The sequence below is a fragment of the Rhodopseudomonas sp. BR0C11 genome (genome assembly GCF_010820945.1).
Classification (GTDB): domain Bacteria; phylum Pseudomonadota; class Alphaproteobacteria; order Rhizobiales; family Xanthobacteraceae; genus Rhodopseudomonas; species Rhodopseudomonas palustris_H.
The window spans coordinates 1-11,332 of sequence record NZ_QTKI01000133.1 but is presented as its reverse complement, the minus strand read 5'-3'; the positions used below and the strand labels follow the sequence as shown (position 1 = coordinate 11,332).

The following is an 11,332-nucleotide window of genomic DNA, read 5'->3' as shown; positions in this document are numbered from 1 at the left end:
GGCATGATGGTGTCGCCGACCAACATCAAGGCGCTCGGCAACGACACCGACCGGCTTGCGGTCGGTGTCGTTGCCGAGCGCCTTGATGTTGGTCGGCGACACCATCATGCCGGCGCGATCCGACAGGATCGCCGGCAGCGCGGTGTCGGGATTCTTCAGCTTCAGCGTGACCTGCAGCGGGCCGGTGACTTCGACGCTGTCGACGCTGGACAGGTCCGGCTTGACGTTGGAGCGCTGGTCGGAGCGGTTGCGATCGAGGTTGAACTTCACCGCCTCGGCGTCGAGCGGCGTGCCGTCGTGGAATTTGATGCCTTCGGAGATGTCCAGCACCATGACCTTCGGATCAGGATACGACCACTTCGCCAGCCCCGGCTTCGGCTTCAGGGTGTCGTAGTCCCACTCCACCAGGGTGTCATAGATCGTCCACAGGATGCTGTGATCAGAGCCGGCGCCGCCGGTCGCCGGATCGAGCGACGACGGATTGGCGGGCGCAGCGACCTTCAGGATGCCACCGGTCTTGGCGGCGAGCGCCTGCCCCGGCAGTCCAAGCACGCCGGTCGCAGCCGCGCCGCCAAGCAGCGCCAGAACCTCGCGACGGCGCAGCGTGCGTTCACCGAAATCGATCACGCGCATGTTGGTCCTCCCATGATTGTTGTGTTTTGTGCTTGTCGTTGATCGGGCGGCGGACCGTCGGCGGTCGCGAAATGACAGGCGACGCGATGCCCCGGCCTGACTTCACGCCACGCCGGTACCTCATCCGCGCAGCGCGGCTGCACCGATGGGCAGCGGGTACGAAACCGGCAGCCGGACGGCGGCGCGACCGGACTCGGAATCTCGCCTTCGAGAATGATGCGGCGGTCGACCCGCAGATGCGACGGCAGCGGAATCGGTTCGGCCGACAGCAGCGCGCGCGTATAGGGATGCAGCGGATGCTCGATCACGTCTTCGGCGGGGCCAAGCTCCATCAGCTTGCCCAGATAGGTGACGGCGATCCGATCCGAGATGTGCGACACCACCGAGATGTCGTGAGTGATGAACACGTAGGTGAGGCCGAACTCGCGCTGCAGGTCGGCAAACAGGTTGAGCACGTCGCCGCGGATCGAGACGTCGAGCGCCGCCACCACCTCGTCGCAGACGATCACCTTGGGGCGCAGCGTCAGCACCCGCGCGATGTTGACGCGCTGCTTCTGTCCGCCGGAGAGCTGGTGCGGATAGCGATCGGCGGCTTCGGGCGACAGGCCGACGCGCTCCAGCGCCGCGATGCCGCGGCGGCGGCGTGACGCCGCATCGCCCTCGCCGACGATCTCCAGCGGCTCCATCACGCTGTCGATGATCGTCATCCGCGGGTTGAGCGCCGCATTGGGATCCTGAAACACGATCTGATAGTCGCGGCGATGCTTGCGGAACGCCCTGGCGCCCAGCGCGGCAGGGTCGACGCCCTGATGCAGGATCTGCCCCTCAGTCGGCTTCAGCAGTGACACCAAAGCGCGGCCGAGCGTGGTCTTGCCCGATCCGGATTCGCCGATGATGCCGAAGGTCTCGCCGGTGCGAACCTCGAAATCCATGCCATCGACCGCCTTGACGGTGTCGTGGCCGTCGCGCGTCGGAAACAGGATACGCAGATCGCGCACCGCGATGACATCGCTCGGAGACGCGGACACGGGCTCGGTCAATTCACTGCTCCCGGCAAGGCCAGTTCGGTCGCCCGCCAGCAGCGGGCATCATGGCCGGCATCGACCGCGACCATCGCCTGCTCGCGCTCGCAGCCGGCCGCCGCATGTGCGCAGCGCGCGCGAAACCGGCAGCCGGCCGGCATCGCATTCGGCGACGGCACCCGTCCGGGGATTGACGACAGCACGCCGCGTCGGGCGCTGAGCCCCGGCAGCGAACGAAGCAAGCCCGAGGTGTAAGGATGGCGCGGCCGCATCAGCACGTCGTCGACCGGCGCGTCTTCGACGACTTCCCCGGCATACATCGTGATCATGCGCGTGCAGGTTTCGGCGACGACGCCGAGATCATGGGTGATGAAGATCAGCGCGGTGCCGGTACGCTCGCTCAGCGACCGCAACAGGTCGGTGATCTGCGCCTGCACGGTGACATCGAGCGCCGTCGTCGGCTCATCGGCGATCAGAAGCTTCGGCTTGCAGATCAGCGCCATCGCGATCATCACGCGCTGCCGCATGCCGCCGGAGAGTTGATGCGGATACTCGTCGCAGCGCCGCTCCGGCGCCGGAATACCGACTTCGCGCAGCGCCTCGATGGCGCGGTCGCGACCCTCGGCGCGGCTCACCGGAAAATGCACCCGATAGGCTTCGCTGATCTGATCGCCGACGGTGAACACCGGATCGAGCGCGCTCATCGGCTCCTGGAAGATCATCGCGATATCGCGGCCGCGCACCGCCCGCATTCGCCGCGGCGACAGCTTCAGCAGGTCGACGCCGTCGAACACGATCTCCCCGCGTACCTGCGCGTTGTGCGCCGGCAGTAATCGCAGCAGCGACAGCCCGGTCACCGTCTTGCCGCAGCCGCTCTCACCGACCAGTCCGACGCGTTCACCGGGCGCGATCGAGAAGCCGACGTTGCGCGTGATCGGCAGCGAACCGCCGGCGGTCGCGAACGACAGCGACAGATCGCGCACCGAAAGCAGCGGCGCTGCGGCATTGCCAGGCACGGCTGCACGATCCAGCGCAATGGTTTGACTGGCCGACATCACGACACGTCAGCTCACAAGGCCGCAAGCAGCTACAGCAATAGCCGAAGCGATTTGCTTGAACTCGGAGGCGTGCTGCGGCGCTGCGGATAGTGAGCGCACCTTCGCCCCGACATTTCGGGTGCGGGTTCGCATCTGCGCGAACGTCATCGCCATCTACCTCCCTTGATCCGCAGCGTGCGCATGCGGTCCGTCGCCTGTCCGGCTTTGGCGCCGGTATCTGTCCGGCGACGGCGAGGCCATCAAAGGACACCGGTTGTCGATTGTCAACAATCGACTGTCACGCTACGAATGAGAACCAGCACGCGAACCGCCGCGGGGAGCCGAGGAGACAACATGGCAGCGACAACCTATCGCAGGGCCGCTGGCGGCGATGAGGCCGCACCGGTGGGGCGGTTCTCTCTGCGCACGCTGCCGGATCAGATCGCCGAGGAGCTTGGCGCCGACATCGTGTCCGGGCGTCGTAAGGCGGGCGAACGCCTAGTCGAGCTCGACCTCGCGCGTGACTTCGGTGTCAGCCGCGGCCCGATCCGCGAAGCGATCCGCATTCTCGAACGACGCCGTCTGGTCGAGCTCAATCCGCGCCGCGGCGCTTACGTCAAACCGCTGTCGCTGAAATCCGTCGCCGATCTGTTCAACGTCCGCACCGCGCTGTCGATGCTGGCGGTGCGAACGATGGCAACCTCGCCGATCGAGAGCTTCGTTGATACTCTGGCGCGGCGCTGCGATGAGCTGAATGCAGGTGTCGAGATCGACGATCCGCTCAGCTTCGCGCGTACCACGACGCGCGCCGTGCGCACCATCGCGCGCGGCTCCGGCAACGAGCTGCTGGTCGAACTCCTCGCCGACCTCGCCAACCAGACGGTGTGGACGACGATCTGGAAATCACCGCTCGACTATCAGACCCGCAAGATCCGCCGGCAGAGTGCCGACCTGATGGCCTCGACGCTGCGGGCGATCCGTCAGCGCCGCCCGAATGCGGCCGAGACGCACTATCGCGAACTGCTCGAGGGTGACCGCGACCGGGCGCTTGCGACGCTATCGCGAATGCGCGGCGAAGCGATCGACTTCAGCGGGATTGCGGCTGCGGAGAGCGCCGGTATTGCAGAACGTTCGGCCCGCTCTTCGGGACGTCCAGTCGCTCAGCCCTGATGACAGCCCATCCGTACGCCAAATGACGCTTCGCAAAGCTGGCAGCGTCGTCACCGACAGCTACATAACGCCTTGAATTTACTCATTAATAGCTACTATTTCTAATTGACGGACTGGTCCGTTAGCGACACATTTGGCGAGTTCCACTCGGAACCAGCTACCGCAACTTTCGGTTTGCGGTGCCCTGCTGCCAGACGGCCGAGGCCCCTGCCTCCCATAAACGCCAGCGCGAATCCCTCTCTGACGCCGCCCCGGCAGCGTTGACCTGCCTATGCACAAGGAATCTTTCATGGCCCACACCCCTGCGGAGCTCGAAGCGCTGCTAATGCAGCGATCGATGTCCGATCCCGAGCTTCTGGCCGCCACCGAAGCTGCCGCGGATTATCGGATCCTGCCCGACGCCACCGTGATCAAGATCGGAGGCCAAAGCGTGATCGACCGCGGCCGTGCTGCGGTCTATCCGCTGGTCGAGGAGATCGTCTCGGCGCGCAAGGACCACAAGCTGCTGATCGGCACCGGCGCCGGCACGCGCGCGCGGCACCTGTATTCGATCGCGGCGGGCCTGAACCTGCCGGCCGGCGTGCTGTCACAGCTCGGCGCTTCGGTCGCCAGCCAGAACGCCGAAATGCTCGGGCAACTGCTCGCCAAGCACGGCATCTCGTCGGTCGGCGATGCCGGGCTGTCGGCGGTGCCGCTGTATCTTAAGGAAGTGAATGCCGTCGTGTTCTCGGGCATGCCACCCTACGGCCTGTGGATGCGCCCCTCCGCCGACGGCGTGATTCCGCCGTATCGCACCGACGCCGGCTGTTACCTGATGGCCGAGCAGTTCGGCTGCAAGGCGATGATCTACGTGAAGGACGAGAACGGCCTTTACACCGAGAACCCGAAGACCTCGAAGAACGCCACCTTCATTCCGAAGATCTCGGTCGACGAGATGAAGGCCAAGGGCCTGCACGATTCGATCCTCGAATTCCCCGTGCTCGACCTGCTGAAGTCCGCACGCCACGTGCGCGAGGTTCAGGTCGTCAACGGCCTGGTGCCGGGCAATCTGACGCGCGCGCTCGCCGGCGAGCACGTCGGCACCATCATCACCGCGAACTGAGGATCGACCATGGCTGATACCAACCACATCAAGCACGTCGCCTCGCCGCTCGCGCGCCAGACGCTGCTCGACAGCAATCTCACCCGCCCGGTCGCCGGCAAGAAGCCGATCCGCATCCTACCCTGGCTGCAGGTCGTGAAGATCGGCGGTCGCTCGATCATGGACCGCGGCCCCGAAGCGATCCTGCCGATCGTCGACGAACTGCGCGCGCTGCTGCCCGAGCATCGCCTGCTGATCCTCACCGGCGCCGGCGTCCGCGCCCGGCATCTCTACAGCGTCGCGCTCGATCTCGGCCTGCCGGTCGGTTCGCTCGCACCGCTGGCAGCCAGCGAGGCCGGACAGAACGGCCACATCCTCGCGACCATGCTGGCGCCGGAAGGCGTATCCTATGTCGAGAAGCCGACCGTGGCGAACCAGCTCGCGATCCATCTCAGCGCGGCGCGTGCGGTGGTGGCGAGCGCCTTCCCGCCCTACCACAACCACGAATTCCCCGGCGCGCGGCTGCCGCCGCATCGCTGCGACGTCGGCGCCTTCCTGTTGGCGGATGCGCTCGGTGCCGCCGGCCTGACCATCGTCGAGGACGTCGACGGCGTTTACAGCGCCGATCCGAACGCGCCCGGCGGCGACAAGGCCAAGCTGATCGCCGAGACCAGCTATGCCGATCTCGCCAAGCACGACGGCACCCTGCCGCTCGACCGCGCGCTGTTCGACGTGATGGCCAATGCGCGCCACATCGAGCGGGTGCAGGTCGTCAACGGCCTGAAGCCCGGCAAGCTCACCGCGGCGCTGCGCGGCCAGCATGTCGGCACCTTGATCAAGACCGGCGCGCAGCCGGCCTGACCGTTGCGACACGGAGGCGCGCAGCTTTTGATGCAGCGCGCTTCCATCTCTCGCCGCTTTTGCTATCCTGATGACGGTGCCGCGCCGTAAGCGCCCACCGTCGTCAGGAACGAGGGTTCCAACCATCTGCAACTCGACCGCATTTTCTGCGGGTCGAAGGTTGGAGCCTGCATGATGTCGATCGCACGCGCCCGGCGGGCCGCGATCATTTTGATCCTTCTCGGAATTTCCACCATCGCGGCCGGCGCCGCGGAGCCGAGCGGCTGCACGGCGTTCAAATGGCCGATCGATCGGGAGCGCGCCAGCCTGACCGCGCCCGACAAAACGCAACTCACGTCCGGTCCGACATTAGACGCGCTGCCGACGCGCGCGATCGTGCTGGCGTTGAAGCCGGCGGCCGAAGCTCCTCTGCCGAAGCCGCCCGAACGCGGCTCGGCGCCGGAGCGTTTCGCCGGCTTCGTCCGCATCAAGCATGTCGGCAAGGCCGGCACCTATACGGTGGCGCTGCCGGCGGCGGCGTGGATCGACGCCGTGCAAGCGAACCGCACACTGAAGCCCAGCGGCTTCAGTGGCGCCACCGATTGCGAGGGCGTGCGCAAGCTGGTGCGCTACGAGTTCGCCGCAGGTGAACTGCTGCTGCAACTCAGCGGCGTCAGCTCCGAAACGATCGCTCTGGCGATCCTGCCGGTGGAGTGAGCGATGCCGATGGCCCAAAACCAACGCCGCGTCCCCGCCGATCCGGTGCAGCCCGAGCGCGCAAAGCGCCTGACAACGCTCGACCTCGGCAACGAGCCCGAAGGCTTCGTCGACGAATTCACGCACTGCTTCACCGGCGAATGCCGGGTGAACGTGTTGCAAATCCTGTTTCGCATCAATCAGGTCCTGACGCAGAACGCCGACCTCGCGACGCTGGTGTCGATCATTCTCGACGGCATGCGCCAGCAGATGCGGATGCAGCGCGGCGTGATGATGCTATACGACCGCCACTCCGACGCGATCTTCATCCACGACAGCTTCGGACTGACCGAGGAAGAGCGCGGCCGCGGCATCTATGCGCCAGGCGAAGGCATCACCGGCAAGGTGGTCGAGACCGGCAAGCCGATCATCATCCCGCGCGTGATCGACAGCCCCGATTTCCTCGATCGCACCCGCGCCCACAACAAGGGCCGCAAGCAGGACAAACTGGCGTTCTTCTGCGTGCCGATCGTGCTCGCCCAGAAGGTGGTCGGCACCATCTGCGCCGAGCGAGTCTATATGAATCAGCGCCTGCTGAAGCAGGACGCCGAACTGCTGGCGATGGTCGCCTCTCTGATCGCGCCGGCGGTCGAGCTGTATCTGATCGAAAATGTCGACAAGGTGCGGCTGGAGACCGAGAACCGGCGCCTGAAAAGCGAGCTGAAGCAGCGCTTCCGCCCGGCCAATATCATCGGCAATTCCAAGCCGATGCAGGAAGTTTACGCCATGGTGCACAAGGTGGCCTCGACCAAGGCCACCGTGCTGCTGCTCGGCGAAAGCGGCGTCGGCAAGGAGCTGGTGGCGAGTGCCCTGCACTACAACAGCCCGGTCTGCGACGGCCCCTTCATCAAGGCGAACTGCGCGGCGCTGCCGGAGGCGCTCGCCGAAAGCGAACTGTTCGGCCACGAGCGCGGCGCCTTCACCAGCGCAGTAGCGACCCACAAGGGCTATTTCGAGCAAGCTTCGGGCGGCACGATTTTTCTCGACGAGGTCGGCGAACTCAGCCTGCCGACGCAGGCCAAGCTACTGCGCGTGCTGCAGGAACGGACGTTCGAGCGGGTCGGCGGCGCCAAGCCGGTCAAGGTCGACGTCCGCATCATCGCCGCCACCAATCGGAACCTCGCCGAGATGGTCGCTGAGGGCACTTTCCGCGAGGACCTGTTCTATCGCCTCAACGTATTTCCGATCACGATCCCGCCGCTGCGCGACCGCGGCTCCGACGTGATCACCCTCGCGGACCACTTCGTCACCACCTATTCGGCCGAAATCGGCAAGCCGATCAAACGGATCTCCACGCCTGCGATCAACATGCTGATGAGCTATCACTGGCCCGGCAACGTGCGCGAGCTTGAGAACGTGATCGAACGCTCGGTGATCCTGGCCGAGGAAGGCGTGATCCACGGCTACGACCTGCCGCCGTCGCTGCAGACGCCGACCGAGACCGGCACCGGCTTCAGCGGCACGCTGGAAGACCGCGTCACCGCAGTCGAATACGAGATGATCGTCGAGGCGCTGAAAGCCTCCAACGGCAATGTCGGCCAGGCAGCCACCGCGCTCGGCCTGACGCGGCGCATGCTCGGCCTGCGGATGGACCGGCACGGCCTCACCTACAAGACGTTCCGAACCGCAGGGCTGCGACCAAGGAACTGACGTCCGCTCGCCCGATGCGTTGAAGACTCTGACGGCGGCTCTGACGAGCCGCCGTTTTGCGTTGGCGGAGGGCTCCTCCGCAATCCACCGCCGGGTAACTCTTGTCCCTGAAATCTACGCCTGACGTAACTTTTGCCGCGCCCGGCACAAAGGAGCAGGAAGTTACGCCGTGCGTCACGCCTCCATCGGAATTTACGCATCCAGAACATTTCCGCAGCGAGCGCGCGCCGCGACCAGAGATCGATCCTTCTCGTCCACTCATCGGCTCGCCGCCGCAGCAGCCGAAGTACTCGATTCCATGGCGCTCGCTGCGATTCGTGATCACGCCGCAACGTTACGTCATCGTCGACGCATGCGAACGCTTAGCATCCTTCTCGCTCGGATCTAACGCGCTTTTGCCACTTCGCGTACTTCCGATTCAGCACTGCGCAATACGCACGCGTTGGCACGTCCGTTGCTCTTAAGGATGGCGAGGCGATGGATCACTCATCGTCCCGTCAATTCATCGCAGGAGCTTCGGACCATGACCCGCAAGGTGGCGATCTACGGCAAGGGTGGCATCGGCAAATCGACGACCACTCAAAATACGGCGGCGGCGCTCGCTTACTATCACGACAAGAACATCTTCATTCACGGCTGCGACCCCAAGGCGGACTCGACCCGCCTGATCCTCGGCGGCAAGCCGCAGGACACCGTGATGGACACGCTGCGCACGCTCGGCGCCGAAAAGGTGACGCTCAACAACGTGGTGAAGAGCGGCTTCAAGGACATCCGCTGCGTCGAATCCGGCGGCCCCGAGCCGGGCGTCGGCTGCGCCGGCCGCGGCGTCATCACCGCGATCGATCTGATGGAAGCCAACAAGGCCTACACCGACGATCTCGACTTCATCTTCTTCGACGTGCTGGGCGACGTGGTGTGCGGCGGCTTCGCGATGCCGATCCGCGACGGCAAGGCGCAGGAAGTCTACGTCGTCGCCTCCGGCGAGATGATGGCGATCTACGCCGCCAACAACATCTGCAAGGGCCTCGTCAAATACGCCAAGCAGAGCGGCGTGCGGCTCGGCGGCATCATCTGCAACAGCCGTAAGGTCGACGGCGAGCGCGAATTCCTCGAGGAGTTCACCTCGGCGATCGGCACCAAGATGATCCACTTCGTGCCGCGCGACAACATCGTGCAGAAGGCCGAATTCAACAAGAAGACCGTCACCGAGTTCGATCCCGCCGCCGATCAGGCGCTCGAATACAAGCAGCTCGGCGCCGCCATCATCGACAACAAGGACTTCGTGATCCCGAAGCCGCTGACGATGGATGAACTCGAAAAGATGGTCGTGAAATACGGCCTGATGGACTGATCTGCGCACCCGCGCCTGACGGCGTACTTCCCGCACGAGGACAACAAGATGCCATATCACGAGTTCGACTGTTCGAAATGTCTCCCCGAACGTCAGAAGCACGCCGTCACCAAGGGCGCGGGCGACAATCTGGCGACCGCACTACCGCTCGGCTATCTCAACACCATCCCGGGGTCGATCTCCGAGCGCGGCTGCGCCTATTGCGGCGCCAAGCATGTGATCGGCACGCCGATGAAGGACGTGATTCACATGAGTCACGGCCCCGTCGGCTGCACCTACGACACCTGGCAGACCAAGCGCTACATCTCCGACAACAACAACTTCCAGCTCAAATACACCTTCGCCACCGATGTCCGCGAAAAGCACATCGTGTTCGGTGCCGAGGGCCTTTTGAAGCAGAACATCATCGAGGCGTTCAAGGCCTGCCCCGACATCAAGCGGATGACGATCTACCAGACCTGCGCCACCGCGCTGATCGGCGACGACATCAACGCGGTCGCGGCCGAGGTGATGGAGGAGATGCCAGACGTCGACATCTTCACCTGCAACTCGCCCGGCTTCGGCGGCCCGAGCCAGTCCGGCGGCCACCACAAGATCAACATCGCCTGGATCAACGACAAGGTCGGCACCGTCGAGCCCGAGATCACCTCAGATTACGTCATCAACTATGTCGGCGAATACAACATCCAGGGCGACCAGGAGGTGATGCTCGACTATTTCACCCGCATGGGCATTCAGGTGTTGTCGACCTTCACCGGCAACGGCACCTATGACGGCCTGCGGGCGATGCACCGGGCACATCTCAACGTGCTCGAATGCGCCCGCTCCGCCGAGTACATCTGCAACGAGCTGCGCGTCCGCTACGGCATTCCGCGGCTCGACATCGACGGCTTCGGATTCGAGCCGCTGTCGCAATCGCTGCGCAAGATCGGCATGTTCTTCGGCATCGAAGACCGCGCCGAAGCGATCATCGCCGAAGAGACCGCGCGCTGGAAGCCGGAGCTCGACTGGTACAAGGAACGTCTGAAGGGCAAGAAGGTCTGCCTGTGGCCGGGCGGCTCCAAGCTGTGGCACTGGGCGCACGCCATCGAAGAGGAGATGGGCGTCAAGGTCGTCTCGGTCTACACCAAGTTCGGCCACCAGGGCGACATGGAGAAGGGCATCGCGCGCTGCGGCGAGGATGCGCTGGCGATCGACGATCCCAACGAACTCGAAGGCCTCGAGGCGCTGGAGAAGCTGCAGCCCGACATCATCTTCACCGGCAAGCGGCCGGGCGAAGTCGCCAAGAAGGTGCGCGTCCCCTACCTCAACGCCCACGCCTATCACAACGGCCCGTACAAGGGCTTCGAAGGCTGGGTGCGGTTCGCCCGCGACATCTACAACGGCATCTACTCGCCGATGCACCAGCTCTCCGGGCTCGACATCAGCAAGGACGAGATCCCGGCCGATCGCGGCTTCGTCACGCAGCGGATGCTGTCGGACGCCAAGCTGCCGGAGGAGATCGCCAAGTCGGAGACGCTGCGGCGCTACACCGGCAAGGACGACATCATCTCCGACCTGCGCAAGAAGAACGCGCCCTACTTCACCCCGATCGTCAAAGCCGAAGCGGCCGAGTGAGACGAGAGCCCCATGACCAAGATCACTTATAAAGTCGCCTCGGAACATCCGTTCCCCGCCGACGCCGCCGCAGCGGCCGCCTCGCTCGCGGCCTATGAAGCGCTCGACGACGTCACCAAAGCCCGCGTCGACCAGATGGTCGACTGGATCATGAAGAACTGCCTCTGGCAGTTCC

10 protein-coding genes and 1 pseudogene are annotated in these 11,332 nt (G+C 64.8%); 7 read left to right on the top strand and 4 right to left on the bottom strand.

Going from position 1 to position 11,332, the window contains the following annotated elements:
* From DYI24_RS12470 to DYI24_RS28780, 4 genes and pseudogenes are all read right to left on the bottom strand, one after another.
* Window positions 1–633 (bottom strand): ABC transporter substrate-binding protein (locus DYI24_RS12470; RefSeq protein ID WP_246701240.1); only part of this gene is annotated, 633 nt, incomplete at its 3' end.
* On the bottom strand, window positions 624–1,673 hold the full coding sequence (locus DYI24_RS12465) for an ABC transporter ATP-binding protein (protein ID WP_164572507.1): 1,050 nt from the start codon (window positions 1,671–1,673) through the stop codon (window positions 624–626). The genes DYI24_RS12470 and DYI24_RS12465, both read right to left, overlap by 10 nt.
* Window positions 1,670–1,975 carry an oligopeptide/dipeptide ABC transporter ATP-binding protein gene (locus DYI24_RS28785; RefSeq protein WP_413776053.1) on the bottom strand — a complete coding sequence of 102 codons (306 nt, stop codon included), beginning with the start codon at window positions 1,973–1,975 and terminating at the stop codon, window positions 1,670–1,672. Before DYI24_RS28785 ends, DYI24_RS12465 begins: the two co-directional genes overlap by 4 nt.
* Window positions 1,976–2,014: 39 nt before the next feature.
* Window positions 2,015–2,578, bottom strand: a pseudogene (locus DYI24_RS28780) (ABC transporter ATP-binding protein); the annotation flags it as partial.
* A gap of 468 nt (window positions 2,579–3,046) precedes the next feature.
* Between DYI24_RS28780 and DYI24_RS12455 the strand changes: the two are divergent.
* From DYI24_RS12455 to anfD, 7 genes are all read left to right on the top strand, one after another.
* Window positions 3,047–3,862, top strand: coding sequence for a GntR family transcriptional regulator (locus DYI24_RS12455; RefSeq protein WP_164572505.1), 816 nt, complete (start codon window positions 3,047–3,049; stop codon window positions 3,860–3,862).
* A 289-nt stretch (window positions 3,863–4,151) separates the two neighbouring features.
* Window positions 4,152–4,964 (top strand): amino acid kinase family protein, encoded by an 813-nt coding sequence (locus DYI24_RS12450; protein WP_107346481.1) that lies wholly within the window; start codon window positions 4,152–4,154, stop codon window positions 4,962–4,964.
* A 9-nt stretch (window positions 4,965–4,973) separates the two neighbouring features.
* On the top strand, window positions 4,974–5,804 hold the full coding sequence (locus DYI24_RS12445) for an amino acid kinase family protein (RefSeq protein WP_164572504.1): 831 nt from the start codon (window positions 4,974–4,976) through the stop codon (window positions 5,802–5,804).
* A gap of 171 nt (window positions 5,805–5,975) precedes the next feature.
* Complete coding sequence (locus tag DYI24_RS12440; RefSeq protein ID WP_164572503.1) at window positions 5,976–6,500, top strand: hypothetical protein; 525 nt, start codon at window positions 5,976–5,978, stop codon at window positions 6,498–6,500.
* A gap of 3 nt (window positions 6,501–6,503) precedes the next feature.
* A complete protein-coding gene (locus DYI24_RS12435; protein ID WP_415193329.1) occupies window positions 6,504–8,189 on the top strand; it encodes a sigma-54 interaction domain-containing protein in 1,686 nt (561 codons plus the stop codon).
* Window positions 8,190–8,712: 523 nt separating this feature from the next.
* Window positions 8,713–9,540 carry a nitrogenase iron protein gene (nifH, locus tag DYI24_RS12430; protein WP_164572502.1) on the top strand — a complete coding sequence of 276 codons (828 nt, stop codon included), beginning with the start codon at window positions 8,713–8,715 and terminating at the stop codon, window positions 9,538–9,540.
* 48 nt (window positions 9,541–9,588) lie between these two features.
* Complete coding sequence (gene anfD, locus DYI24_RS12425) at window positions 9,589–11,157, top strand: nitrogenase iron-iron protein, alpha chain (RefSeq protein ID WP_011157000.1); 1,569 nt, start codon at window positions 9,589–9,591, stop codon at window positions 11,155–11,157.
* Window positions 11,158–11,332: the final 175 nt, after the last annotated feature.